Genomic DNA, 25,544 nt, shown 5'->3' with positions numbered 1-25,544 from the left:
CAGTATAAAGTTCAAGTTTGACTGCAAATGCTTGAATATTGTATTTTAACTCACGTTTATTCATCTCCTAGCATGAGTTAAGGTTAAACAATGAGTTACCACGAGTTAGCTATCACTTGCTACGCTCGATTATATGCTTGATTTGTAAGTTGTCATCATAGGTGGGTTTATTTGGCTTGATGTTCATTTTTAAGTCATATTTTTGATTATCGAGTAAATTTATCAAACAACCAATAACGATGAATGGTTTTTAATCGTATTTAAGTGCTCATGGCATATGGAGAGGGTAGATGCAAAATATTCCTTTAATAGCTGCATTAGAAGGAACTCAGCATAAAGTTAGCACCGACTGGTTTGCTATTATGGCAATGCTGAAAACACGAGAGATGTCAGATGATGACATTCACAATGTTTATAATGAACTTTGTGCGGGTTTAAGGGTGACAACTCGAGGAGTGACTTTATCTAAGCTTTCAGCGGATGAATTAAACCATCAGATTATTAAGCAATCTGAAAACAAGGATATACTGATATAAGTGTTTAGCGATTGGGATAAGATAATTAAAGATTAATCAGGTAAAAGAGGTACAGCTATCTTTAAAACGTGAGAATAGCTGCTTATTTTTTCTGCCACCCTATGCACACTAGCTTTATCAGCGCGTCAGGTTTATCTAATGGGATGAGACGCGTTATTTTTCCTTGGTCAAAACACACCATTTCGCCTTCAATTTCAGTCAGACGATCACAGTTTTGACAGCTGTAACTGGCGGTTTTGTTATTAGCCACGGTTTGATGGTTCTTCCTGTCCAAGTTTGTATCCTTTAAAGCGTGTTACCTATATATCGCAGACGAGAGTGATATATGCATCACTTTACCTGTTTAATGTGACACAAGTATCATCCTGTAGTTTAGCCGATAACACGCTAGCTGAAAAGTAATACTTTGGCCGTACATTACTACTTACTTATGTAATCATATGCTTATAATGTTGATCTAACGAAATGGATACTCCGCTAGATATGACTATATGCGCATGTTTTCGTGTAAGTAATCGAGCATCATGTACCCCGCACGAATGGGCAATCATGGTTAAATCATAATGTAAATACTGGTTGTAATTAGCTACACGTGTCGACTTGTTTTTAGGATCTAACCCTTGTTGTAGACGTTTATTGTGGGTGGTTATTCCTGTTGGACAAGTATCTTTATTGCATTGCAGTGATTGAATACATCCGAGTGCAAACATATTCCCTCGGGCCGAAGCAATAAAGTCGGCTCCAGTTGCCAGCGCCCATGCAACATAAGATGGCATTACCAATTTGCCGGTAGCAATAACTTTAATGCGTTGACGTAATCCTTTTTGAATGAATAGATCAACGAGTCTAGGCAAACTTTCTCTTAGTGGTAAGCCTACATTGTCCATTAGGGCTTGTGGGGCAGCCCCTGTTCCGCCGTCAGAACTGTCCAGCGTAAAAAAGTCGGGGGCGTGTTCAATTCCTCGGCTGAGTATTTCATCACACATATCTTCAACCCAATGTATATCGCCAATAACCGCCTTAATCCCCGTCGGTTTTCCGGTAGCATGCCTTATTTGAGCAACCATATCTAAAATATCCGCAACACAGGTTATTTCAGGGTGACCATTTGGGCTTATTGAATCCTCGCCAATGGGAATGCCACGAATACTGGCAATTTCTTCTGTTACTTTGAGCCCCGGCAAAATCCCCCCTTTCCCTGGTTTAGCGCCTTGACTGAGTTTTAATTCAAACATTTTAACCTGTGGCTTGGCTGCAATTTGCGCTAGTTTGTCATCATCCAGTTGGCCCTGTTCATTGCGTACACCGTATTTGGCCGTACCTATTTGAAAGACTAAATCACAGTCGCCTTTGAGGTGATGCGCACTTAATCCGCCTTCGCCTGTGTTTAACCAGCAACCAGCCTGAGCAGCACCGTGGGATAACGCTGTAATAGCAGGTCGTGATAGTGCGCCAAAACTCATGGCTGAAATATGGCAAATTTTATCCGTGGTGTAAGGTGAAGGGCAGAATTCGCCTACGGTTACAGAAATGGGCTGTTGATACAGATGGTCACTTATTGGAAATGCAGAGTTGAGAAACAAAATACTGCCTTGCTTGTCGAGCGGCTGTGTAGAGCCAAATGCGATGGTGCGATCGACATTTTTGGCAGCGCGATACACCCAGCTTCGTTCAGCACGATTAAATGGCAGTTCTTCACGGTCATGGGAGAAAAAGTATTGCCTGAAAAACTCACCTTGTTTTTCTAATAAATAACGAAAGCGTCCTATTACGGGGTAATTATGTCTAATTGCCTGCTTTGTTTGTAATTTATCAGCGATGTACATATAGACAACACCGATGAGTATTACCCAAAATAGGATGAGAAATAGCCCAGAAAAAAGATCTATGCCCCATAAAATCCACGGTTGAAACTGCATGTATTATCCTTAATAAAGATATATTCTCAATATTGAATGTTGGTGGTAAAAACACGACGGCTTAGGTCTATTTATTTGCACATCAAATGTGCCGTTAACTTTATTGATACATTGCTATTATTGACGGTATCTGGTGTATTTTTGTAATTAACACTATAGGTTAAATTTTATACGTCGATAAAGATATATCAAGTTAATAAAAGGTGGACGTCATGGAAATAAAATCAACCCGTAACATCGCGCAATATACATCCGTGTCGAGCCAGACTGAAAGCGCTAAACAGAAAACTGGGGATAGTGGGCAAACGCAAGCAAATCAAGCTGTCGAAAGTAAATCCAATATGTCGGTTAGTCAAATTACTAAGCGATTAATGAATGGCCAAATATTGGCTGCACAAGAAAAAGTCACCATAGCGTCAGGGGATCAATCGATGGCGTTATTGTATCGCAATGCAATTGATGCCATTGATTCGGAGTTAGACTTAGTATTAGGTGAAAACACCCCGAGTAAGCCGATGGCTGGGGCTGAAATCGATTATTCACCTGCGGCCACCGCTGATCGTATCTTACAATTTGCGACTGGCTTTTTTGCATTACATCAACAACAAAATCCACAAAGTGATTATGAGCAGCAGCTCAATAGCTTTATGGACAAAATTACTAAAGCGATAGATGACGGCTTTGGTCAAGCGAAAGAAATCCTGTCAGGTTTAAAAGTATTACAAGGTGATATCGCCGCCGGTGTTGAGAATACTTACGAACTCATTCAAAGTGGATTAGCCAAGTTTAAGTCAGACATGCTACCTTCAAGTAATGATCTAAAAGAATAAGGATTTACTATGTGGGTAACAGGTGAGGTGCTGGAACGAATTGACTGGAATGAAAAATTGTTTTCATTAAAGATTAAAGCCGCTGTCGAGCCTTTTATTGCTGGTCAATTTATCAAACTGAGTCAGATCCGTGATGATAAACGGTTAGCAAGAGCTTATTCTGTGGTAAACCCACCAGGCAGTGACTATGTTGAAATTTTAGCGGTTGCTGTTGAAGATGGATTATTGTCGCCAGACCTTCAATCACTCAATCCTGGAGATAGTATTGAAGTGACTCCAAAAGCGACAGGGTTTATGACACTTGATGAAATTCCACAAGGCGTATTGCAAGGAAAGCATCTATGGTTGTTATCTACAGGCACCGCAGTAGGTCCATTTTTATCCATGCTGTTAACAGAGGAACCTTGGCAAAGGTTTGAAAAAGTGGTTTTAGTTTATGGTGTTCGCTTAGCTAAAGACCTGGCTTATTTAGACTTGATAAAACAGCTGCAAGCTAAATATTCGCAACAATTTGTATTTATTCCCATCGTCACCCGCGAGCCATTTGACGATGCATTAACCTGTCGGATCCCCGAAGCCATTCAGAGCGGTATGTTACAACAAAAAGCGGCAATAGAGATTAATCCCGAAAACTCACAGGTAATGATTTGTGGCAATCCTGGGATGATCACTGAATCACAAAATGCGTTGTTAGAGTTGGGGCTAACTAAAAACTTAAGACGTGCTCCAGGTCAAATTACCGTTGAAAAATACTGGTAAACAGCCTGCTCATTATTGAGATGATAAAAATCGCGTGATCTAAATCAATATCAATACAAATTTCCTAAAAGGCACTTGCTCCTTTAATGCCGATCATTTACTCTTGGCGCGATTGATAATTATTATCATTGCTAATGTTAATTGCTTTCAATAGTTTTTAACGACAAGGGAGAATGTGGAAATGAAAATGGTAAAAGGCGCTGCAGTTTTAGGTTTAGCATGTTTAGCCAACTCAGCAATGGCGGATGATGCGTTAACTGTATATTCATATCGACAAGCATTTTTAGTTGAACCGATCTTAGAGCAATTTACTCAAGATACGGGGATTAAGGTAAATGTTGTCTTTGCTAAAGATGGTATTGCTGAACGTATTGCGCGTGAAGGCCGTTTATCTCCCGCTGATGTTGTATTAACTTCTGATTTTTCTCGTTTAATGGAGCTAGTTGAAAAAGACTTAGTGTCTCCAGTTAACAACGAGGTGATTAACAATAATATTCCTGAAGTTTATCGCTCACCTAAAAATGAATGGTATGCGCTGACGATGCGTGTTCGTAATGTGTATTCGTCAAAAGAGCGTACCGGTAAAGTCGACATCAATTATGAAGATCTGGCGAAGCCTGAATACAAAGGTAAAATTTGTACTCGTAGCGGTAAACACCCTTATAATGTGGCGTTAGTGGCATCTATGATTGCCCACCACGGCGAAGCAGACACTAAAACTTGGTTGGAAGGCGTGAAGTCTAACTTGGCGCGGAAACCCCAAGGTAATGACCGTGATCAAGTATTAGCGGTAAAAGAGGGTATGTGTGATTTTGCCATTGGTAATAGCTATTACTACGGCAATATGATGATGGATGAAAACCAAAAGAGTTGGGCTGAAGCGGTTTACATTAACTTTCCTAACCAAGATAACCGCGGTGCACATATCAACGTATCAGGAATGGCGTTGGCTAAATTCTCACCTAATAAAGATAATGCAATCAAGCTGATGGAGTTTTTAACTTCAAATGTTGCTCAGCAAGCTTATGCTGATGTTAACATGGAATATCCAGTTAAAGCGGATGTTAAGCCATCAAAACTTGTGGCATCATGGGGCGAATTCAAAGCTGATCCACTTCCTATTTATAAATTGGCTGAAAATCATCAAGCGGCAGTGAAGCTGTTAGATGAAGTTAAGTTCGATCTTTAATATCAATATTGATATAAAGCCAGTTTTGCATTGTCATTCGATACGGTGTTGAGGATAACGCCGTATTGATTTAACTGGATAGTAGTTATGATTTTAGGTCTAACCAGAAGCTGGTCGCTTGCTGGTTACTCAATTGCGGCAGTGATCATCCTGCCGCTTATTGCATTAATTGTGCAAGCCGCATTTCCCGATGAAGCAGTTTTTAGTCACCTGTTTGATACGGTACTCCCCACATATATCGCTAACAGCCTGTTATTGATGCTGTTGGTGGGAATTGGCTCATTGCTTATTGCTGTACCCGCCGCTTGGTTTGTCGCAAGATGTGAATTTCCTGGTCGGCGCTATTTTCAATGGTTATTACTATTGCCACTTGCTATGCCTGCTTACATTGTGGCTTATGTTTATACTGATATGCTGGATTATGCCGGTCCAGTGCAACGGGCGTTAAGAGCTGCGTTTCAATGGAGCTCGCCACACGATTATTATTTCCCCGCAATTCGCAGCTTAGGCGGTGCAGCAATGATGCTGTCACTGGTCTTATTTCCGTATATCTATCTGCTTGCTCGTACTGCTTTCATGGAGCAATCTTCTAGTCTATTGCATGCATCTCGTATCATGGGCTGTAGTCCTTGGCGAAGCTTCTGGCGTTTAGCCTTACCTATGTCGCGCCCTGCATTAGCTGTTGGCGTGGCGTTAGTGGCAATGGAAACCGCTGCCGACTACGCTACAGTTAGCTATTTTGCTGTGCCAACGTTAACTACAGCGGTTTACGATACGTGGCTAGGTTATGGCAGTTTAACCGCTGCGGCCAAGTTATCGGCAATTATGCTATTAGTGATTTTTACCTTAGTGGGTGTCGAGCGATTTGCTCGACGTAAGCAGGAACTATTTCAAAAACAAAGCGCACTAAACGACTCTGACCGATATCGTCTTAGCGGGTTTAAAGCAATTGGTGCCTGGTTTTATTGTTCAGCCTTATTGTTTCTAGCCTTTCTATTACCTTTTATTGTGCTAACAGGTTATGCCATTGAATATTTCGAGCAAAGTTGGGATGACCGCTTTTGGCAATACAGTTGGAACAGTCTGTATATTGCGGTATTAGTTAGTGGTATATGTTTAATATTGGCACTGATTTTAATGTTTGTTCGCCGTGTTAGCCCGCGTTCAACAGATTCGCTGCCATCACGCTTAAGCAGTACGGGTTATGCGTTACCTGGCACAGTATTAGCCATTGGGGTATTAGTACCACTGACTTATTTAGATTTTGCGATTAACGATGTTTATGATTGGTTTGGTGCCAGAGGTCCAGGTTTAGTTTTTACCGGGAGTGCAATAGCAATCGTTTTTGCATTTTCTGTGCGATTTTTAGCGATTGCCATAGGCAGTCTTGAAAACAGTTACAAACGGATTTCACCTTCATTAGACATGGCAAGTATCACTATGGGGCAGACGCCTCAGCAATTGCTAATCCGTGTGCATTTACCTCTTCTTCGCAAAGGGTTATTGGCGGGCGCGTTACTTGTTTTCATTGAAAGTATGAAAGAGCTACCCGCCGCATTATTATTACGTCCCATAGGGTTTGAAAACTTAGCCACCTATGTGTTCCAGTTTGTGTCTGATGAGAAACTTGAACATGGCGCGCTAGCGGCGATTGTGATTGTTTTTGTTGGACTGATCCCGTTAATTTATCTCAACCGTTCATTGGAGCATACTAGCTAATATGTCGACTCTCACGATTGAAAATGTTTTCAGTGATTACCAAGGACAGGTGATTTTAAACGGACTGAATTTAACTTTACAGCAAGGTGAGATTGTTGCTTTGCTAGGCCCTAGCGGCTGTGGAAAAACCACTTTATTGCGTGCCATAGCAGGTTTGCAACCGATTAGTCAGGGTACGATTAAGATTAATGGTGATGCGCTAAGTGGTGATGACCTGTTTGTCCCGAGTGAACAGCGTGGCGTGGGGATGATATTTCAAGATTATGCCCTGTTCCCGCACTTGACTGTGGCCGAAAACATTCTGTTTGGTGTAAAAGGCTTATCTAAAAGTGAGCGACAAGCACGTTTAGATGAAATGCTTGAACTGGTTAAATTAACTGGATTAAGTCAACGTTACCCGCATGAGTTGTCAGGGGGACAGCAACAACGCGTATCGATTGCTCGTGCGTTAGCTTATCAGCCGCAGTTATTGTTACTCGATGAGCCATTTTCAAATATCGATGCGCAAGTGCGTAATGAAATGATGCTTGAGATCCGCAGTATTCTCAAACAACGCAATGTCAGTGCGGTTTTTGTGACCCACAGTAAAGATGAAGCTTTTGTCTTTGCTGATAAATTGGCATTGTTTAAAGAAGGTTGCATTATTCAGCATGGTTTAGCGGAAGAGTTATATGCTCATCCAAACGATAGATATGTGGCTGAGTTTTTGGGGGCGGGTAATTACTTACCTGTTACTGTAAATAGTTGCATGGAAGTGTCATCCCCAATTGGTGTATTGCAAAGTAGTGCGTCTATAAACTATCCTGTTGATTATCAAGGGCAGTTACTACTCAGGCCTCAACAAGTTGAATTGGTTGCCGATGAGCATGGGCTGGCGGTAATTGTCGAGCGACGCTTTCTTGGAACGGTATGCCATTATTGGGTTAAAGTTGAAGAGCATTGCTTGGAAGTTCGAAGCCAGCTATTGCAACTTTCACCGGGGCAAAAGGTCAATTTATTTGCACCAGTGCACCCCTTGGTTATTTTTTGATTGTGCCAGATCAAAGAGTTAAATTATGATGGGTTTAGAATATTCAACTGAGCGCTAACTGAACTTGTTTGTTTAGTTTTCATTTTTTAAACCGATAACAATCTAGGTGGTTTGTTTCAATATGGATAATCAGGTTATGCCGCGCGAGCAATTAGGGATTTGTGCCGAAGGTAATTTACACAGTATTTATTTGATGTTTAATGCCAATGATGGTGTTGAAGATCAATTGCGTCCTTCTATTGCCAGTGTCGCGCAGTATATCTATGAACTCACCGACCAATATGCTGACAGTGCTTTTAACGGTTTTGTTGCTATTGGTGCTAACTTTTGGGATACCTATTACCCAGAAGCCCGCCCAGCCTTGTTAAAACCTTTTCCTTCTATGAATGAAGGTAATCGTGATGCGCCAGCTATTGAATACGATTTATTTGTTCATATTCGTTGTGATCGCTTTGATATTTTGCATTTAGTGGCCAATGAAATTAGCCAAATGTTTGAAGATTTGGTTGAGCTGGTCGAAGAAGAGCGTGGTTTCCGCTTTATGGATAATCGCGATTTAACCGGTTTTGTTGATGGTACCGAAAATCCTAAAGGCCGTCATCGTCAGCAAGTGGCTTTAGTCGCTGATGAAGATCCAGAGTTTAAATCTGGAAGTTATGTTCATGTACAAAAGTATGCTCATAACTTAAGTAAGTGGCATCGTTTACCAGTTAAAAAACAAGAAGATATCATTGGCAGAACCAAACAAGATGATATCGAATATGACTCGGAAGATAAGCCATTAACCAGTCATATTAAGCGGGTTAATTTAAAAGATGCTAACGGCGCATCAATGGAGATTTTACGTCAAAGCATGCCGTATGGCTCTGTAAAAGAGCAGGGATTAATGTTTATCTCTAGCTGTAAAACACCCGATAATTTTGAGCAAATGCTACGCAGTATGATCTATGGTGACGGACACGGTAATCACGATCATTTGATGCAATTTACTAAGGCACTGACTGGATCATCGTTTTTTGCGCCATCATTGGATTTTTTGCTCCAGTGGGATGAAGCGTAATATATACGCTTACGGCGATGCCTGAATTAAGGTGTTGATTTATATTGTTTAATTTTAATTTTAGTGAACGTGTGATTTATAAATAAAAAAGCAATGCCGAGGCATTGCTTTTTTATTCTGTCTTTACTAAAAAATTGCCGTAGGCATTACTCGCTAAAATTAAATAATGACTTGACCGTTTCAAGAGTATCATCAATGGTTTTGATGCTTGAAGGGCAAATAAAGATCGTATCATCACCAGCAATCGTGCCCAAAATACCTTCAGGTTTACCTATTGAGTCTAATAGACGCGCAATTAATTGCGCCGCACCGGGGCTGGTTCTTACTACAATCATGGCTTGGTTATGGTCAACATCAAGCACCAGATTTTTAAGTGGGCTGCCAGCAGTTGGCACGCCTAATTCAGCTGGTAAACAATACACCATTTCTTGTTTGGCGTTACGGGTTCTTACCGCGCCAAACTTACTCAGCATTCTTGAAACTTTTGATTGGTTAATGTTACCGAATCCTTCGGCTTGAAGTGCATTAACAATTTCACTTTGGCTGCCAAAACGTTCTTCTTTTAAGATAGCTTTGAAGGTTTTGACCAGATCATCCTGATTTTTAGTGGTTGGCATATAGTATTTTCATCTTATAGTTGTTATTCAGAAAAACACCTTATTTTGAATACTAGTGGTTTTTTTGTCAAGAAAAACCCACTTTTGATGAATAAAAATTCAATGTTAATTGTTTTGAAAGTGTAGCAAATGCTTTACTTGGTCAACTTGCTTAATACAATAATGGGTTGATTATTTTGATCCGCTAAGCGTAATTTACCCTGTGAAATGGACGCCGACTTAACTAAAGGCATGGCTTGCATGACTTTTTGCTCTTGGTTCATAAGCGCTTCGATACAGGCTTTGCGTGTTGTCCCCGCAGGTGAGAGCGTTAAGATATCATCTTCAAATGTGTAATTTCCCATAAAAGAATTACAACTGGTATTGCCACTAAGCTGGCCATTTTCAGAAAAAATCAATTTTGCCGGGCTGTAATCAATGGTTGGCGCAGATAATACTGATTCAATGTGCCACGAGCCAATTAATGAGGTTGAATTATCGATTGCTGAATGACTTTGACATGCGCTTAAAGCGAAAATTACTGCAGCAGCGCCTAAAAAATGCTTTATCATGTTTGCTAATTTATTGCCTAGATTATTCAAGTTGTGGCTATTCTACTTGATACTGTGACAAAGTGATAACCCGTCTTCTGTCTATTAATGAGAAATCAGTATGATTAAAGCGCTTAAGTTACTTCATTACCTTGGTTCAATGTTATTAATGCTGGGTTGTTATTTGCATCTGTTCACCGACACCAGTCAGCGAGCACAAGGTATGTTGATTGTCGCCAGCTGTATTGGTTTAGGCTTAGTGATGATGGCACCTTTCCCCGTCGCACTAATGATCCAGTGGGCAAAAAATCAAGATAGCCAATCATTACCTGCATCAGAGGCGGCTTCTGAAAAGTCATCGCCAAGCCCAGCTGAAAAGTCATCAGAAAACTCTCAGGATAAATCGTGATTCAATATCGCAAAGCCAATTTAGCGGATGTGCCTCAGTTAGCTGAACTGGAACGTAAGCATGTTAATGCTGAATTAACTCGACATGATCCCAGTCTTCAAGGGCAGGGGTTAACCCAAGCTCAATTAACGCAATTGATTAATCAGCATTGGATAATATTAGCGTTAGAGGGGGCTAATATTGTTGGGTATGTCATCTCGGCTCAATGGAGCTTCTTTGGTAAACAGGCTTTATATCAAAAAATAATTCAAAAACTTCCCTTACTGGATATAGATCAAGATGGTCTGCCACAGCGAGTAAATCAAGATAACAGCCTTCAATATGGGCCAATTTGGATTGCTGAAGGACATCGCGGACAAGGGATTTTTACCCAGTTAGTTAATCAACTGGTTCTTGCTATCAATCAGCAAAGTCGCTACTTAGTGGCTTATATCGCTGAGGATAATGGGCGCTCTTTTAAGGCTCACACTCAATATGCTGAAATGCAAGTCGTGGATTATTTTGGGTTCCAGCAACGTGATTTTTATCTTTTGCTACGAAAGCTGTCTTAAGCTTAGATTGTGGAGCTGAATATGTCTGGTCAATTTGAAACCTTATTTGAACCTTATCTCGGGTTACGCCTGAGTGCTTTTGATAATGCGAAGCTAGTTGTGTCAGTGTTAACGGCACATGAGCAAGCGTTTCAGATGGCAGAAATCACATTGCTCACAGACGATGCGACAAAATCACTTAAGCACTATGGGGTTAAATGGCTAGGTTACTGGATTGATTGCGGAAAATTAAATCAATACCAAGTAGGTTTACGTTTAGTTGATGACAGTAAGAAGCCGTCGCTTGACATGATTAATGAAATCAAAGTCCCCGTGATGACTATGCAACAGGTTGGTTTTATGTGTATTGAGAGCGCACATTTCGATCATTGTTAGTATTATACCAATCGTAATAAATAACTGATCATTCTAGCTTGTGAAAATACCTGATAACGGCGTTAGATTTTTTGATTGTAGAATAACTACGTATCAAAAAATCTGCCTTGTTATCACGCATTTTTCCTACGCTATTTCGGGCCACTTATTTACTGTGATTGGCATTAGATAGTGATAACTTTTACATGGTTTTAAGTCATTTCTGAAACGCTACATTCACTATAAAATTGCCATAAAAAAACCGCCGTTATGGCGGTTTTTCACGATGCAAAGGCGAACAGTTAAAGTCCTGCGTCTGCGCGTAATATTTCAGCTTTGTCAGTCGCTTCCCATGGGAAACCTTCACGACCGAAGTGTCCATATGCTGCAGTTTGCTGATAGATAGGGCGAGCCAAATCTAGCATTGCTGTTAAGCCATAAGGACGTAGTTCGAAGTGTTGACGCACGAGTTTGATTAACACTTCTTCAGAAACTTTACCCGTACCAAATGTTTCAATACTGATAGAGGTCGGTTCTGCAACACCAATAGCGTAAGATACTTGGATCTCACAACGGTCAGCTAAGCCAGCAGCAACGATATTCTTAGCCACATAACGGGCAGCATAAGCCGCACTGCGGTCAACTTTTGAAGGGTCTTTACCAGAGAAAGCACCGCCGCCATGACGAGCCATGCCGCCGTAGGTGTCTACGATGATCTTACGACCAGTTAAACCACAGTCACCCACAGGGCCACCAATTACAAAACGGCCAGTTGGATTGATAAAGTATTTAGTGTCTTTATTTAACCATTGAGATGGTAATACTGGTTTAATGATGGTTTCCATCACAGCTTCAATTAAATCAGCTTGCTTGATTTCTTCTTTGTGTTGCGTTGATAACACAACGGCATCAATACCAACAATTTTACCTTCATTATAGGCAAAGGTAACTTGGCTTTTTGCGTCAGGACGTAACCAAGGTAATGTCCCGTCTTTACGTACTTCTGATTGACGTTTAACCAGTTTGTGCGCATATGTGATTGGAGCAGGCATCAATACATCAGTTTCGTTGCTTGCATAACCAAACATTAATCCCTGGTCGCCAGCACCTTGCTCAGCTGGATCGCTACGGTCAACACCTTGGTTGATGTCAGGTGATTGTTTGCCGATCGCATTTAAGATTGCACAAGAATCAGCATCAAAGCCCATATCTGAATGGGTGTAACCAATATCACGAACCGTTTTACGGGTAATTTCTTCAATATCAACCCAAGCAGAGGTGGTCACTTCGCCACCCACTAATACCATGCCTGTTTTAACATAGGTTTCGCACGCAACACGAGCTTTCGGGTCTTGCTCAAGAATTGCGTCTAATACCGCATCAGAAATCTGATCGGCGATTTTATCTGGATGACCTTCTGAAACTGATTCAGAAGTGAACAAGTGCTTTGCCATAGTGGGAAAATCTCGTCGTTTGCTGATAAAAAATAAAAAGTTTTATACGTCTAGACGTCTATTCTAGTCGAAATTGAATCTGATAACACCCCTCTATACGAATTAATCGACAGAATTGTGCAATGCTGCAAAAAATAATCTTAACTGAAATTTGCCTGTTTTCTATATTGCGTAATTAACAATATGAAATTTAAAGATTTCATTATAATTTATGCGATTTTAAAATAAAGGCAGATATATATTACGAAACAATATCAATGCAATAAAAACTTCAGCTTGGTTGGGGGGGGCGATGCAATAGCTTTAATAAATACTCGATTTTACCAAGATTTAGTGTTTTTTTGTCCATAAATGTATAGAGACAGGCAATAGAAATGATTTGGCTAGTTGTTGTGTAAATTTTAATTTGCGTCCTGTCGCCTAGTAGGGGAAAATATCCCTTCAAATTGCCCGCTAGACCTCATTAACAAGCAGGAGAGAGCATGTCATCTCGTAAAGAACTCGCAAACGCAATTCGTGCGTTAAGTATGGATGCCGTTCAAAAAGCCAATTCTGGACACCCAGGCGCACCTATGGGTATGGCAGATATTGCTGAAGTGTTATGGAATGATTTTTTAAAGCACAACCCGAATAACCCAAATTGGGCAGATCGTGACCGTTTCATTTTATCTAACGGCCATGGCTCAATGCTTATCTACTCTCTACTGCATCTTTCTGGTTATGCATTACCAATTGAAGAACTTAAAAACTTCCGTCAATTACATTCAAAAACCCCTGGCCACCCAGAATATGGTTATACACCGGGCGTTGAAACCACCACAGGCCCATTGGGTGCCGGTATCAGTAATGCAGTCGGTATGGCTATTGCTGAAAAAACCTTAGCAGCACAATTTAACCGTCCTGGTTTTGATATCGTTGATCACTTCACTTATTGCTTCTTAGGTGATGGTTGTTTAATGGAAGGCATTTCACACGAAGCTTGTTCATTAGCAGGTACTTTAGGCTTAGGTAAACTTATTGCGTTTTGGGATGACAACGGTATTTCTATCGATGGTCATGTTGAAGGTTGGTTTACTGATGATACCCCTAAGCGTTTTGAATCATACGGTTGGCATGTCATTGCCAATGTTGATGGCCATGATAGCGACGCCATTCGCGCTGCCATTGAAGAAGCCAAATCGGTAACTGATAAGCCGACAATGATTTGTTGTAAAACGATTATTGGTTTTGGTTCGCCTAACAAGTCTGGCAGTCATGATTGTCACGGCGCGCCACTCGGTGATGCTGAAATTGCAGCAGCACGCGAATTTCTAGGTTGGCCACATGCGCCATTTGAAATTCCAACTGATGTATATAAAGGTTGGGATGCTAAAGAAGCTGGCAAGACAAATGAAAATGCATGGAATGAAAAATTTGCAGCTTATAAAGTGGCAGAGCCTGCATTGGCCGCTGAATTTGAACGTCGTGTATTAAACGGTGATTTACCAGCAGATTTCGAAGCTAAAGCACAAGCATTCATTCAACAATGCCAAGATAAAGCCGAAGGTATTGCTAGCCGTAAAGCATCACAAAACGCAATTGGTTTCTTTGGTGAAATGTTACCAGAACTTCTAGGCGGCAGCGCTGACTTAGCGGGTTCTAACCTTACCCTTTGGTCTGGTTCTAAAGGCATTCAGGACGACCCAGCGGGTAACTACATTTACTACGGTGTACGTGAATTTGGTATGAGCGGTATTATGAATGGTGCATCACTTCATGGTGGTTTCATCAATTATGGTGCAACGTTCATGATGTTTATGGAATATGCTCGTAATGCTGTTCGTATGTCTGCATTAATGGGTATTCAAAATATCTTCGTTTATACCCACGATTCAATTGGTCAAGGTGAAGATGGCCCAACGCATCAGCCCGTTGAGCAGCTTGCTAACTTACGTATGACACCAAATATGACGGTATGGCGTCCATGTGATGCTGCCGAAACCGCAGTATCGTGGAAGTCTGCGATTGAAACTCGTAAATCACCTACTTCGCTAATCTTTAGCCGTCAGGGCTTAAAAGCACAATCACGTACTGCAGAGCAATTAGCAAACGTGGCGAAAGGTGGTTATGTACTTTCTGATTGTGAAGGTACTGCGGATGTGATTTTAATTGCAACAGGCAGTGAAGTGCAGCTAGCACTTGATTCAGCAGCAGTATTGGCTAACGAAGGTAAGAAAGTACGCGTTGTTTCTATGCCTTCAACGAACGTATTTGATAAGCAAGATGCAGCTTACAAAGAGTCAGTATTACCAAAAGCTGTGACCAAGCGCGTCGCAATTGAAGCGGCTCACGTTGACTACTGGTACAAGTACGTTGGCTTTGGTGGTGACGTTGTGGGTATGACTACCTTCGGCGAGTCAGCACCAGGTGGCGACTTAATGAAGCACTTCGGTTTTACTGTTGAAAATGTCGTTAACAAAGTTAACGCATTAGCATAAAAATAAGCTGAGTCACTTACTCAAATTATCGCTTATATGTTAAGTGTTTAATTGTGTATAATAAGACGGTCTACACTTTCAGTGTGGGCCGTTTTTATTTTTCTGCCTTATTTACTTTTCTTTTTATGCTGGGAATGGAATGATTCGAGTTGCAATAAATGGTTATGGTCGTATTGGTCGGTCTATTCTTAGATCCCTATATGAATCAGGTAAACGCCAGCAGATTCAAATCGTTGCAATCAATGAACTTGCAAAACCTGAAGCCATTTGTCACCTTACGCAATACGATACCACCCATGGTCGTTTTCAACATCAAGTTAGGTTAAAAGATAATCACCTTATTGTCGGTGATGATGCGATTTTATTGCTCAATCAAGCCGATCCGAGCTTACTGCCTTGGGGTGAATTGGACATAGACATAGTGTATGAAGCTACTGGTAGCTTAAGTGATCGTCAACAATGTGAAGTGCATATTCAAGCTGGTGCTAAGCAAGTGCTGATTTCTCATCCTTCTTCAGCAGATGTTGATGGCACCATTGTTTATGGCGTCAATCATGATTTATTACGCCCAGGGCATACTGTAGTGTCAAACGCTTCATGTACCACCAATTGTATCGTGCCGGTGATTGCGGTGTTAGATAAACATTTTGGTGTCAAAAGTGGCGCTATTACTACCATTCACTCAGCAATGAACGATCAACAAGTAATTGATGCCTATCACGATGATTTACGTCGCACTCGCGCAGCGGGTCAGTCAATTATTCCGGTTGATACCAAACTTGCTCGCGGAATTGAGCGTATTTTGCCACACATGAAAGATATGTTTGAAGCTATCTCTGTGCGTGTGCCAACCATTAATGTGACCGCTATCGACTTGTCTGTCACCGTGGATAAAAAGGTTGATATTGGGCAAGTCAATCACATGTTAGCATTGGCCTCTAATGGCAGTTTTAACGGCATTTTAGGCTATACTGATGAGCCGCTAGTATCATGTGATTTTAATCATGACCCACGTTCGAGTATTGTCGATGGAACCCAAACCCGTGTAAGTGCCGGTCATTTGGTTAAATTACTTTTATGGTGTGACAACGAGTGGGGTTTTGCCAACCGCATGCTCGACACCAGCTTGGCGATGATTCAAGCTAAGCACTCTGGTCAATAATATATTGCCGTATGTGATGCCTAAAACGTAAAGGCGACAAGGATTAATTAACCGTGGATTTTATCGGCGGTTTGCACCAATTTTGTTTTTTATTTTTACATTTATGAGGAAAGGCTAATTATGGCAATTATCAATATGGTGGATTTGGATCTACAAAATAAGCGAGTGCTTATTCGTGAAGATTTAAACGTACCAGTTAAAGATGGCGTAGTCACCAGTGATGCTCGTTTACGTGCAGCATTACCAACAATTAAACTGGCACTTGAAAAAGGTGCCGCGGTAATGGTGATGTCACATTTAGGTCGCCCAACTGAGGGTGAGTTTAATGCAGAGTTTTCATTACAACCTGTGGTGGATTATTTAGTAAAAGCACTTGATTGCCCAGTGCGTCTAGCTAATGAGTACCTAAATGGTGTTGATGCTCAAGTGGGTGAAGTGGTCGTTTTTGAAAACGTACGCTTTAATCCAGGTGAGAAGAAAAACGATGAAGCCTTAGCGAAGAAAATGGCTGCATTATGTGACGTTTATGTCATGGATGCATTCGGTACAGCACATCGTGCTCAAGCATCAACCCATGGTGTGGGTGTATATGCGCCTATCGCATGCGCGGGTCCATTACTGGCTCAAGAATTAGATGCATTAGCTAAAGCCATGGATAATCCGGCGCGTCCATTGGTGGCGATTGTTGGCGGCTCAAAAGTCTCAACTAAGTTAACTGTACTTGAAAGTTTATCGACAATTGTTGATCAACTTGTTGTCGGTGGCGGTATTGCTAATACCTTTATCGCAGCGGCTGGCCACAATGTAGGTAAATCATTATACGAAGCTGATTTACTTGATGAAGCAAAACGTCTGGTTACTAATGCACAAAGCCGTGGTGGTGATATTCCTGTGCCGACAGATGTAGTTGTTGCTAGCGAGTTCAGCCCAACAGCAACCGCAACCCTCAAAGCGGTAAGTGATGTGTCAGATACCGATATGATTTTTGATATCGGCCCAGATAGCGCAGAAGCCTTAGCCAAAATTATCGAACAGGCTGGTACCATTGTGTGGAATGGTCCGGTGGGCGTGTTTGAATTTGATCAATTTGGTAAAGGAACTGAGCGCATCGCGATGGCGATTGCGGAATCAAAAGCCTTTTCTATTGCCGGCGGTGGTGACACCTTAGCGGCAGTGGATAAATACAATATCGCAGATAAAGTGTCCTACATTTCAACTGGCGGTGGTGCTTTCCTTGAGTTTCTTGAAGGTAAAAAGTTACCCGCTGTTGAGATGCTAGAGCAACGCGGCGCAAAATAAGCGTTAAGCGACAACATAATAATTATTAGAAAAACCGTTCCTTAAACTGCGTTTTGCAGTTTAAGGAACATATAAATCCATCCAAAAAATAGCGACCTAGGTGAGTAATCACCCTATAATTGGAGAACAAAATGGCTCTTATCTCTCTACGACAAATGCTAGACCATGCTGCAGAGCACGGTTATGGCGTACCTGCTTTCAACGTAAATAACCTTGAGCAAATGCGTGCAATTATGCAAGCTGCCGAAGCGACTGACAGCCCTGTCATCGTTCAAGCATCTGCTGGTGCACGTAAGTATGCTCGCCCTCAGTTTTTAAAGTATTTAATGGCTGCAGCACTTGAGCAGTATCCAGATATTCCAGTGTGTATTCACCAAGATCACGGCACAGATCCCGATATCTGTCAGCGTTCTATTCAGCTTGGTATGTCATCAGTAATGATGGACGGCTCATTAATGGCTGATGGTAAAACCCCAGCATCGTATGAGTACAATGTTGATGTTACTCGTCGTACCGTGGCTTTTGCTCACGCTTGCGGTGTGTCAGTAGAAGGCGAAATAGGCTGTTTAGGTAGCTTAGAAACCGGTATGGCAGGTGAAGAAGATGGTGTCGGTGCAGAAGGTATTTTAAGCCATGACCAACTGTTAACTACCCCTGAAGAAGCTGCGCGCTTTGTGGCTGATACCCATGTCGATGCACTTGCGATTGCAATTGGTACTAGCCATGGTGCTTACAAGTTTAGCCGTAAACCTACCGGCGATGTATTACGTATCGATCGTATTAAAGAAATCCATGCCCGCATTCCAAACACTCACTTAGTTATGCATGGTTCCTCTTCTGTCCCGCAAGAGTGGCTACAGATTATTAACCAGTACGGCGGCGCTATCCCTGAAACTTACGGTGTACCTTTAGAGGAAATCGTTGAAGGGATTAAGCATGGTGTGCGTAAAGTTAACATTGATACAGACTTGCGTTTAGCATCTACCGGTGCAGTGCGTAAATTCTTAGCCGAAAACCCAGCAGAATTTGACCCTCGTAAATTCTTAAAAGCGTCGATGGAAGCAATGGCTGACATTTGTACTACACGTTATGAAGCATTTGGTTGTGCGGGTATGGGCTCTAAAATTAAGCCTAAGTCTTTACAAGCTATGTATAAAGCGTATCAATCTGGTGAGTTAGATCCAAAAATCAATAACTAATCGACAGTTATTAACTCATCACGAGTTTAATCACTGAGTACAGATTTTTAGTAAAGCCCGTTTAATCTTAGTTAAGCGGGCTTTTTATTATTTTAACAACATGAGATTAGCTAACCTTAATTTGGAGGGTAATCAATTATAAAACAGTGGCTTATAACATTCTCTGCGTTGGGTTTAGTTGCAGTCGACGCGTACATTCACCTTGTTATCATTACAAATTTAAACTTTGACTGTACCCATCCGAATGCTTCAATTTAAATCATGGTTATTCATCTCTAACTCGAGTTGAAGTTAACTATCAAATCTGTTGTATATTCATACAAAAAGGCGCATTATCGCCGCCCTTAAAATATCTCTAAAGATAGGCTAAAGCCCAACTGCCATGACGTACTAGCTTCTATTGGCTGTGGCGTGATGTAGTTTAATTTCTGTTTTATATCATTAAAGTGATTTTGTTATGCAAACTTCGACAGATAAACCCCTCAAGCTTTTTGCCCTTACATGGCCATTGTTTATTGATTTTGCACTGCACTTTCTTACCGCTGCATTAAACACATTTATGATCAGTCACGTTTCTTATCAAGGTGTTGCCGCATTATCTGTAGGTAATATGGTATTTGAGTTGGCAATTACCCTATTCAGCTTTGTAAGCATTGGTGCCAGCGTTGTAATAACCCAATACCTAGGGGCTAAGAATAAGCAGGCTGCCCGAGAAGTGGTGTACTCATCGATTGGATTTAATTTAGGGGTGGGTGTCGTTGCAGCATTAGGGAGCATTGCTGGGGCAAGCACTATTTTGTACTTAATGAATCTACCTGAGCATCTATTGGCTGACGGTAAGTTGTATTTGCAAATTGTTGGTTTGTGCTTGATACCTGAAGCCGTCGCTATGTGTATAGCTGGTGCGATGCGCGCCCATGGGCATACATTGCAGGCTATGTGGGTTACGTTGGCAATGAATGTGATTACATTCATAGGTAATTTATTACTTTTATATGGCTGGTTTGGCTTGCCCCAAATGGGGGTAGCAGGTGTTGCAATTAGCACTGTTACCGGCCGAATTATTGGCATGTGCATAATGTTATTGCTGTTTGTTCGCTATACCGGTATTCGTCTTCACATTCCTTCAATGATTAATCCTCAATGGAAAATGCTTAAAAAAGTGTTTCATATTGGTCTGCCCGCGGCGGGTGAAAACTTATCTTGGATGCTGCAATTTTTAGTGGTGACCTCTTTTGTCGGTTTGATGGGCGATAAAGCGTTAGCAGCGCAATCCTTGTACTTTCAGATCTGCATGTTCATTTTGTTATTTGGTTTATCTATTGGGATCGGCAATGAGATTATTATCGGTCATTTAGTCGGAGCAAAAGCCATCAAGGCTGCAGAGGCGCAACTTTATCGAGCCTTAAAAATTGGCCTTATAGTTACCACTTCAGTTGCGGCGTTTGCAGCAGTATATGGCGAATATTTAGTCTCTTGGTTTACAGATGAGAGGGATGTACTCCAACTCGTGGCGCCTTTGTTTATTTTAACTTTATTTATGGAGCCAGGGAGAACCTTTAACCTTGTGGTAATAAATGCTTTACGCGCCAGTGGTGATGCGAAATTCCCATTCTTTGTCGGTGTGTTTTCCATGTGGTGTATTGCTGTACCGGGAGCATATTGGCTAGGTGTGCATTTAGAGTATGGGCTAGTGGGAATTTGGGTCGCTTTAGCCATTGATGAGTGGGTACGTGGGCTTGCTATGCTTTGGCGTTGGCGCAGTGGGCGCTGGCAAACTAAAAGTTTGGTAGTAGATCATCTTTAATCTCAATGGGATATTGGGTTTGATTGGTTGTGAGTTTTTCATTTTAGTCACGAAAGTGTTAACATGCGCACGATTTTGAGGGGATTAATTGTTAAATAAAGGATCAGATAACATGAGAAAGTTGCTATTAACTGCTGCAATATCAATGGTTATGCCATGTACTGCTTTTGCCGGTGGTGATTTTGTTGAGGGTGATAAAACATTTGCTGCAGATGCTGAGTTAGGGGCAACCTTAACAACAGGTAATACGGATACATCATCTTATAAAGCGCGTTTGGATATGAAGCATGAGTTAGATAATTGGGAAAACCAATACTTACTGGAAGGGCTTTATAAAGAAGACACTAAAGAAGTGACCGCTAAGCGTTTCTTTGCAGGTGTTCAGGGTGATTATCAAATTAACGACCGCAGCTATCTGTTTGCTAATACCAACTACGAATTAGATCCTTTTACTGGTTACGATTTCACCTCTACCACCTCAGCTGGTTATGGTCATCGAATCATTGATAATGCTGATACATCTTTAAAAGCTGAAATCGGTCCCGGTTATATTTATCAGCGTTTAGATGCTGAAACAGCATTGATTGAAGGTTATGAATCTACCGACAGTGTTGTTGCCCATGGCGTGATAAACTTCCAGACAAAAATTAGTGACTCATCAAAGTTTCAACAACGTTTTGTTGCTGATTGGGGTGATAAAATAGATGCGCGTTCTGAAACATCTCTGACCGCCAGCATTGTTGGCGCGTTGGCAATGAAGTTTGCTGTGGTTGTGCGCTATAACAGCGAGCCTTTAGAAGGTAAAGAAAGCACGGATACTGAAACCAATATGACATTGCTTTATTCATTCTAGTCTTGTTGTTTTAGTACATTGATAAAGCCAGCGAAAGCTGGCTTTAATGTTTATGCAATTCTTGCTGTAAGACAATCTTAATTCTTGGCGTTTGATTTGATGGCATGACCTAATGCATTCACTTTCGGGACAATATCATTACTATCGCTAGGATGAAGATTAGGATCAGGCAAGTATCCTGATAGCTTATGTTTAAGCACGTTATAATTAATCGGTTTTAGCATGTAGCCGGTTACTCCAGCTTGAATGGCTTTAAGAATATTAGCTTGCTCCCCATGAGAACTAATAATAAAAACATCGGTTTCTAATAGCTGTTCATGAATGCGAATGTTTTTTAATAAATCTAACCCTGAATCTCCTTCCATTTCCCAATCAGTTAATACTAATTGAAAAGGCGCTTTTTTTTCTGAGGCTTCAATAAGCTTAGCTAACGCTTTCTCTGCACTGTTGGCATTGTCTACTTTTTTAAATCCCATTTCCGATAATATGGTGCAAGTGATCCCTATCATTGATTCCGCATCATCAACGACCAGTACCCGAGGCATAGTCAATGGCGGAGGGGTCTTTTGCAGCTTATTAAGCATCATTTTTACTTTATTGTGAATCGATACCAGTGTAATAAGCTTGGTTTCTTGCTCGTCTGTAGTCTCTAGAGTATCGCTTTTAGTAATAAGTGCCCGTTGCTGGTTAATGGAATCAACCAATATAGCCTTTAAACTATTTGCTTCTTTTGAAGTAAACATAGTTATTAAGTGCCCCTATAGGATTAAAAAGACATAGAAAGTGGACTGAACTATAAATGTAGCGCTTCTATAATGTCGACGCGATACATTTTGTTGCTCAAGTTATTTATTTTTCGCGCTTAAGTTCACGATTTTTAATTCAAAATAGGTGCACAATGTTGTTCACCTCAGGCTAATTTCAGGTAAATCGATTAAGCCTGAAGCGATTAAGTCATGAGCTAACGCATTTTACTTGTCATAAATAACGCTAAAGCTAACTTCGGTTGGTCAATCGTTTTAGAGAGCATGATATGCAAATTGGTCACTGTTGGTATGACCGACAGAATAAGCAATTAATCGATCAGGCTAAGGACATTTCGTGGCCATTGAATGATCAAGAATATTGGGTGTTGGAACAACTGGTTCAACATCGTGGCCAAGTTGTATCAATTCATCAGCTAAAATCGCCTCATATGCATCGCACAACCATGCTCAAAATTATCGAATCATTGATTCAGTTTTTAGGCGGTGGTAAAGACATTTTATTGGAGTACATCCCCAATCAAGGCGTTATTTTGTATAAAAATACAACATCGCCACATGCTAGTTTATTGATGTCGCCGCGAGGGACTTTGCCCTACAGTCACTATCTGTTAATTATCATGTTGGTGATAGCAGGCTGTGTTTATGCCTACTCTGGCTTGTCGACGACAAGCCATATAAAAGCTGATTATTCAGAACGGATTGTTTCAAAGCAGGGCGGTTTGACCCAGTTATTAGTCTATGCCGCCGACGAAGAGAATTATAAGTTAAATGAGCAAGTTAATATCATAGCCAAACATATCAAAAGCTGTGATGCGATAGCTTGGCAAACGATCACATTAGCCTTATCCCGTGACAAACTAAGCCTAAGTATCATTATGCTGCAACAAACTGAGGCTGCTTGGTTATATCATAATGTTAAATTATCCCGGGCTTATGTCGATCAAAAATGGTTAAGTCCAAATTGGCTAAAAGAGGTGCATATCTGTGAATAAGATCTGCGCAAAGCTGTTAAGTGTTAAAGGTGGGCTTTATATTGGCGCGCTATTATTCACTTTGTTAATGATAAAGTTAACTTGGTTTACTGAAATGCACATGTACGATGTGCAATGTCAGGCCAGTGCGTTTGATTTAGCTCATCTGCAAGAGGGTGAGTTATTGCGTGGAGACATGTTGCTGCAATTGATTGAACAAAATGGTCGGCTGTCTTTAGCATATTATTCCGCATTTGATGAACCTATTCGTGAATATGCCATCTTTGAAGGTGAGTTGGTGACTATGCATTCTGGCTCACTGACCTATGATTACAACGTCAATATGACCGACTATAAATTTGCCGAAGTGAGCCATTTGAACGATTACCTGTTGCATGAGCTTAATCTAGATAGTTTAAAACTAGGTCAACTCTTTCCACAAAGTATTCAAGTGATTGAAGCCGATTTAGAACGACATTTTTTAGTGATAAAATTTTCCCCAAGTAATCAGTTATGGGCTTGTAAGATATTGCCTTAATGTTGAGTCTTTAGATGATTGTAGGTTTAAGTAAATTAATTTAATCCTATAAAAAATCTATCAAAACTATAGTAAGATTACGCTATCTAAACGACTAATTGAGTGGGTCTGTGGCAAAGGTTAAAGTTAAACAAGAAGAAGCGCTTTCCGTAAAATTTAGCCACCAAATGGAAACGGGTGATCAGCGAGCTTTTGACCTGTACTTTTTTTTACCCAGTGAAATGTGGATAGACAGTAAAACCTTAGATGAAGAAGCTTATTATCATAGTGGCATAGTTGGTCGTCGTTCATATTATTCTAAAGGCCTTCATTTACCATTAGTGCAGTCACGTTTTGCAAGCTTAAATAAACGCACCCTAGAAGAGTTCCGCCTATATCTGAATTTATTCGCCTATCAGTTTGCTGTTGCCATTGAAACTGATGCCAAAGAGCTACGTCAAAAAACGGAACCGCAAGAGTTTTACCCAGCACTCAATGATTTAAGTGATCAAGTCGCGCAGCTATTAAAGAAATTTCGTCGTAATGAACCCAGTGAAGATAAGTGGAAATCTTACTTTGAGCATGCGGATAACTATCTTTCGTGGTTTTGCGAGCAGCAACTGTTAAAAACATTGGCTCATGGCCCAAGAAGCGCTGAACATAGTGATATTTCAGAAAAGGTAATTGCTCTGTGCCGAAGTGAAAATGATTATCGTGAAGTTGAAAAACGTTATAACTCAACAAGCACTAAGCAAGATGCCAACCGTATTTCTAATAAAATGTTGTTGTTGCGACGTCTTATTCAGCAAGGTGTTGTGTTAAAAGAAGAGTTGAAACCGCTTGGGATTGGATTGAAGAAGTTTGTCACCGGATTAGCAACCGGATTAGTGATGTTAGTTGTCTCGGCTTTGATCTTTAAGGCTCAGGGATTCTTTAATGGTTTAACTCTAACGCTATTACTGACGCTCGCGGTGATCTACGGATTTCGTGAGATTTTTAAAGAAGACATTCGCAATGCAATGTGGCGCATTATTCAGCGCGGGCGTCCGCGTTGGAGTCGCATCTTACGCGATACAACAACTCAGGCAGTGGTAGCTAAACAATTAGTTTGGCTGGAATTTATTCGCCAACAGGACATTCCTAAAAATGTCGCTGAAATAATGAAGCACCGCCACAGCCAAAATAAGGTTGATACTACGGTACTGCATTATCGCATTGCGACTAAAGTGACTAATAAGCCATTTGAAGCAGGGTATTCACAAATTCAAGAGCAAGTTAACTTTAGCCTTGTGCCTTTCGCCCGCCATCTTGAGCGCGGTAAAGCAAAAATTTACCATGAATCTGAGGGCAAAATCAGCAATGAATCGGTTGAGCGTCGCTATCAACTTAACTTAGTCGCTGTGCTAAAAGACGGAAAAGAGCCTGCTGAGTACGCTCGATTTAAAGTGACCATGAACCGTTCTAGTATTATTGAGATCACTGAAAGCAAATTACCTGATAACATCAATCCGTTTACCATAGAGCAAGAATAAGGG

At 41.0% G+C, this 25,544-nt stretch carries 25 protein-coding genes; 19 read left to right on the top strand and 6 right to left on the bottom strand.

Annotation, left to right across the window (positions count from 1 at the left end; genetic code table 11):
• The first annotated feature begins 290 nt into the window (after positions 1-290).
• Positions 291-536: a hypothetical protein gene (locus tag IEY03_RS07650; protein ID WP_188840772.1), complete on the top strand. Its 246-nt coding sequence runs from the start codon at positions 291-293 to the stop codon at positions 534-536.
• A gap of 82 nt (positions 537-618) precedes the next feature.
• On the opposite strand, the gene IEY03_RS07645 is transcribed toward IEY03_RS07650, so the two are convergent.
• A complete protein-coding gene (locus tag IEY03_RS07645) occupies positions 619-810 on the bottom strand; it encodes a hypothetical protein (protein ID WP_188840771.1) in 192 nt (63 codons plus the stop codon).
• Between the two features lie 154 nt (positions 811-964).
• Positions 965-2,455 carry an FMN-binding glutamate synthase family protein gene (locus tag IEY03_RS07640; RefSeq protein WP_188840770.1) on the bottom strand — a complete coding sequence of 497 codons (1,491 nt, stop codon included), beginning with the start codon at positions 2,453-2,455 and terminating at the stop codon, positions 965-967.
• 212 nt (positions 2,456-2,667) lie between these two features.
• Between IEY03_RS07640 and IEY03_RS07635 the strand changes: the two genes are divergently transcribed.
• The 6 genes from IEY03_RS07635 (at position 2,668) to IEY03_RS07610 (ending at position 9,042) form a co-directional block, all read left to right on the top strand.
• On the top strand, positions 2,668-3,285 hold the full coding sequence (locus IEY03_RS07635; RefSeq protein WP_188840769.1) for a DUF5610 domain-containing protein: 618 nt from the start codon (positions 2,668-2,670) through the stop codon (positions 3,283-3,285).
• A gap of 9 nt (positions 3,286-3,294) precedes the next feature.
• On the top strand, positions 3,295-4,044 hold the full coding sequence (locus IEY03_RS07630; protein WP_188840768.1) for a ferredoxin--NADP reductase: 750 nt from the start codon (positions 3,295-3,297) through the stop codon (positions 4,042-4,044).
• Between the two features lie 181 nt (positions 4,045-4,225).
• Positions 4,226-5,233, top strand: a complete 1,008-nt coding sequence (locus IEY03_RS07625) for an extracellular solute-binding protein (RefSeq protein WP_188840767.1) — start codon at positions 4,226-4,228, stop codon at positions 5,231-5,233.
• A gap of 87 nt (positions 5,234-5,320) precedes the next feature.
• Positions 5,321-6,952 carry an ABC transporter permease gene (locus IEY03_RS07620; protein WP_188840766.1) on the top strand — a complete coding sequence of 544 codons (1,632 nt, stop codon included), beginning with the start codon at positions 5,321-5,323 and terminating at the stop codon, positions 6,950-6,952.
• Position 6,953: 1 nt separating this feature from the next.
• Positions 6,954-7,982 carry an ABC transporter ATP-binding protein gene (locus tag IEY03_RS07615; protein ID WP_188840765.1) on the top strand — a complete coding sequence of 343 codons (1,029 nt, stop codon included), beginning with the start codon at positions 6,954-6,956 and terminating at the stop codon, positions 7,980-7,982.
• A 121-nt stretch (positions 7,983-8,103) separates the two neighbouring features.
• Entirely contained in the window at positions 8,104-9,042 is a 939-nt protein-coding gene (locus IEY03_RS07610; protein WP_188840764.1) for a Dyp-type peroxidase, read from the top strand.
• A 146-nt stretch (positions 9,043-9,188) separates the two neighbouring features.
• Here the strand turns inward: IEY03_RS07610 and argR are convergent, their stop codons facing one another.
• Together argR and IEY03_RS07600 are read right to left on the bottom strand one after the other, a co-directional pair.
• Positions 9,189-9,659 (bottom strand): transcriptional regulator ArgR, encoded by a 471-nt coding sequence (argR, locus tag IEY03_RS07605; protein ID WP_188840763.1) that lies wholly within the window; start codon positions 9,657-9,659, stop codon positions 9,189-9,191.
• Positions 9,660-9,793: 134 nt separating this feature from the next.
• Complete coding sequence (locus IEY03_RS07600) at positions 9,794-10,210, bottom strand: META domain-containing protein (protein ID WP_188840762.1); 417 nt, start codon at positions 10,208-10,210, stop codon at positions 9,794-9,796.
• 100 nt (positions 10,211-10,310) lie between these two features.
• On the opposite strand from IEY03_RS07600, the gene IEY03_RS07595 reads away from it, so the two are divergent.
• Genes IEY03_RS07595 through IEY03_RS07585 form a run of 3 tightly spaced genes read left to right on the top strand, consistent with a single transcriptional unit; the run spans position 10,311 to position 11,524 of the window.
• Positions 10,311-10,598 (top strand): hypothetical protein, encoded by a 288-nt coding sequence (locus IEY03_RS07595; protein WP_308424619.1) that lies wholly within the window; start codon positions 10,311-10,313, stop codon positions 10,596-10,598.
• Entirely contained in the window at positions 10,595-11,149 is a 555-nt protein-coding gene (locus tag IEY03_RS07590; protein WP_188840761.1) for a GNAT family N-acetyltransferase, read from the top strand. Before IEY03_RS07595 ends, IEY03_RS07590 begins: the two co-directional genes overlap by 4 nt.
• A 21-nt stretch (positions 11,150-11,170) precedes the next feature.
• The gene (locus tag IEY03_RS07585; RefSeq protein ID WP_188840760.1) at positions 11,171-11,524 is read left to right on the top strand and encodes a hypothetical protein; all 354 of its coding nucleotides are present in this window, start codon (positions 11,171-11,173) and stop codon (positions 11,522-11,524) included.
• Between the two features lie 281 nt (positions 11,525-11,805).
• On the opposite strand, the gene metK is transcribed toward IEY03_RS07585, so the two are convergent.
• Positions 11,806-12,957 (bottom strand): methionine adenosyltransferase, encoded by a 1,152-nt coding sequence (metK, locus tag IEY03_RS07580; protein ID WP_188840759.1) that lies wholly within the window; start codon positions 12,955-12,957, stop codon positions 11,806-11,808.
• A 482-nt stretch (positions 12,958-13,439) separates the two neighbouring features.
• Between metK and tkt the strand changes: the two genes are divergently transcribed.
• From tkt to IEY03_RS07550, 6 genes are all read left to right on the top strand, one after another.
• The gene (tkt, locus tag IEY03_RS07575; protein WP_188840758.1) at positions 13,440-15,434 is read left to right on the top strand and encodes a transketolase; all 1,995 of its coding nucleotides are present in this window, start codon (positions 13,440-13,442) and stop codon (positions 15,432-15,434) included.
• Positions 15,435-15,573: 139 nt separating this feature from the next.
• Positions 15,574-16,596 (top strand): erythrose-4-phosphate dehydrogenase, encoded by a 1,023-nt coding sequence (gene epd, locus IEY03_RS07570; RefSeq protein ID WP_188840757.1) that lies wholly within the window; start codon positions 15,574-15,576, stop codon positions 16,594-16,596.
• Positions 16,597-16,716: 120 nt separating this feature from the next.
• A complete protein-coding gene (locus IEY03_RS07565; RefSeq protein WP_188840756.1) occupies positions 16,717-17,895 on the top strand; it encodes a phosphoglycerate kinase in 1,179 nt (392 codons plus the stop codon).
• A gap of 131 nt (positions 17,896-18,026) precedes the next feature.
• Entirely contained in the window at positions 18,027-19,094 is a 1,068-nt protein-coding gene (fba, locus tag IEY03_RS07560) for a class II fructose-bisphosphate aldolase (protein WP_188840755.1), read from the top strand.
• A 457-nt stretch (positions 19,095-19,551) separates the two neighbouring features.
• Positions 19,552-20,901 carry an MATE family efflux transporter gene (locus tag IEY03_RS07555; RefSeq protein ID WP_188840754.1) on the top strand — a complete coding sequence of 450 codons (1,350 nt, stop codon included), beginning with the start codon at positions 19,552-19,554 and terminating at the stop codon, positions 20,899-20,901.
• A 112-nt stretch (positions 20,902-21,013) separates the two neighbouring features.
• Positions 21,014-21,754, top strand: coding sequence for a DUF481 domain-containing protein (locus IEY03_RS07550; protein WP_188840753.1), 741 nt, complete (start codon positions 21,014-21,016; stop codon positions 21,752-21,754).
• Between the two features lie 77 nt (positions 21,755-21,831).
• On the opposite strand, the gene IEY03_RS07545 is transcribed toward IEY03_RS07550, so the two are convergent.
• Positions 21,832-22,497 (bottom strand): response regulator, encoded by a 666-nt coding sequence (locus tag IEY03_RS07545; protein WP_188840752.1) that lies wholly within the window; start codon positions 22,495-22,497, stop codon positions 21,832-21,834.
• Between the two features lie 290 nt (positions 22,498-22,787).
• Here IEY03_RS07545 and IEY03_RS07540 point away from each other — a divergent pair, with 290 nt between their 5' ends.
• The 3 genes from IEY03_RS07540 (at position 22,788) to IEY03_RS07530 (ending at position 25,541) form a co-directional block, all read left to right on the top strand.
• The gene (locus IEY03_RS07540) at positions 22,788-23,513 is read left to right on the top strand and encodes a winged helix-turn-helix domain-containing protein (RefSeq protein WP_188840751.1); all 726 of its coding nucleotides are present in this window, start codon (positions 22,788-22,790) and stop codon (positions 23,511-23,513) included.
• Positions 23,506-24,030: a hypothetical protein gene (locus tag IEY03_RS07535; RefSeq protein WP_188840750.1), complete on the top strand. Its 525-nt coding sequence runs from the start codon at positions 23,506-23,508 to the stop codon at positions 24,028-24,030. The genes IEY03_RS07540 and IEY03_RS07535 overlap by 8 nt, the downstream gene beginning before the upstream one ends.
• 110 nt (positions 24,031-24,140) lie before the next feature.
• Entirely contained in the window at positions 24,141-25,541 is a 1,401-nt protein-coding gene (locus IEY03_RS07530; protein ID WP_188840749.1) for a hypothetical protein, read from the top strand.
• Positions 25,542-25,544: the final 3 nt, after the last annotated feature.

The organism is Shewanella aestuarii (assembly GCF_014647215.1).
Classification (GTDB): Bacteria; Pseudomonadota; Gammaproteobacteria; order Enterobacterales; family Shewanellaceae; genus Shewanella; species Shewanella aestuarii.
The sequence above is the reverse complement of the archived record's forward strand: the minus strand, read 5'-3'. Positions and strand labels throughout refer to the sequence as shown.

Excerpts from the sequence above, each read along its gene's own strand:
- metK (WP_188840759.1), bottom strand. The coding sequence starts at position 12,957 with ATGGCAAAGCACTTGTTCACTTCTGAATCAGTTTCAGAAGGTCATCCA.
- IEY03_RS07630 (WP_188840768.1), top strand. The coding sequence starts at position 3,295 with ATGTGGGTAACAGGTGAGGTGCTGGAACGAATTGACTGGAATGAAAAA.
- IEY03_RS07650 (WP_188840772.1), top strand. The coding sequence starts at position 291 with ATGCAAAATATTCCTTTAATAGCTGCATTAGAAGGAACTCAGCATAAA.
- IEY03_RS07540 (WP_188840751.1), top strand. The coding sequence starts at position 22,788 with ATGCAAATTGGTCACTGTTGGTATGACCGACAGAATAAGCAATTAATC.
- IEY03_RS07635 (WP_188840769.1), top strand. The coding sequence starts at position 2,668 with ATGGAAATAAAATCAACCCGTAACATCGCGCAATATACATCCGTGTCG.
- IEY03_RS07595 (WP_308424619.1), top strand. The coding sequence starts at position 10,311 with ATGATTAAAGCGCTTAAGTTACTTCATTACCTTGGTTCAATGTTATTA.
- tkt (WP_188840758.1), top strand. The coding sequence starts at position 13,440 with ATGTCATCTCGTAAAGAACTCGCAAACGCAATTCGTGCGTTAAGTATG.
- IEY03_RS07625 (WP_188840767.1), top strand. The coding sequence starts at position 4,226 with ATGAAAATGGTAAAAGGCGCTGCAGTTTTAGGTTTAGCATGTTTAGCC.
- IEY03_RS07585 (WP_188840760.1), top strand. The coding sequence starts at position 11,171 with ATGTCTGGTCAATTTGAAACCTTATTTGAACCTTATCTCGGGTTACGC.
- IEY03_RS07550 (WP_188840753.1), top strand. The coding sequence starts at position 21,014 with ATGAGAAAGTTGCTATTAACTGCTGCAATATCAATGGTTATGCCATGT.
- IEY03_RS07565 (WP_188840756.1), top strand. The coding sequence starts at position 16,717 with ATGGCAATTATCAATATGGTGGATTTGGATCTACAAAATAAGCGAGTG.
- fba (WP_188840755.1), top strand. The coding sequence starts at position 18,027 with ATGGCTCTTATCTCTCTACGACAAATGCTAGACCATGCTGCAGAGCAC.
- epd (WP_188840757.1), top strand. The coding sequence starts at position 15,574 with ATGATTCGAGTTGCAATAAATGGTTATGGTCGTATTGGTCGGTCTATT.
- IEY03_RS07545 (WP_188840752.1), bottom strand. The coding sequence starts at position 22,497 with ATGTTTACTTCAAAAGAAGCAAATAGTTTAAAGGCTATATTGGTTGAT.
- IEY03_RS07600 (WP_188840762.1), bottom strand. The coding sequence starts at position 10,210 with ATGATAAAGCATTTTTTAGGCGCTGCTGCAGTAATTTTCGCTTTAAGC.
- argR (WP_188840763.1), bottom strand. The coding sequence starts at position 9,659 with ATGCCAACCACTAAAAATCAGGATGATCTGGTCAAAACCTTCAAAGCT.
- IEY03_RS07620 (WP_188840766.1), top strand. The coding sequence starts at position 5,321 with ATGATTTTAGGTCTAACCAGAAGCTGGTCGCTTGCTGGTTACTCAATT.
- IEY03_RS07615 (WP_188840765.1), top strand. The coding sequence starts at position 6,954 with ATGTCGACTCTCACGATTGAAAATGTTTTCAGTGATTACCAAGGACAG.
- IEY03_RS07555 (WP_188840754.1), top strand. The coding sequence starts at position 19,552 with ATGCAAACTTCGACAGATAAACCCCTCAAGCTTTTTGCCCTTACATGG.
- IEY03_RS07640 (WP_188840770.1), bottom strand. The coding sequence starts at position 2,455 with ATGCAGTTTCAACCGTGGATTTTATGGGGCATAGATCTTTTTTCTGGG.
- IEY03_RS07610 (WP_188840764.1), top strand. The coding sequence starts at position 8,104 with ATGGATAATCAGGTTATGCCGCGCGAGCAATTAGGGATTTGTGCCGAA.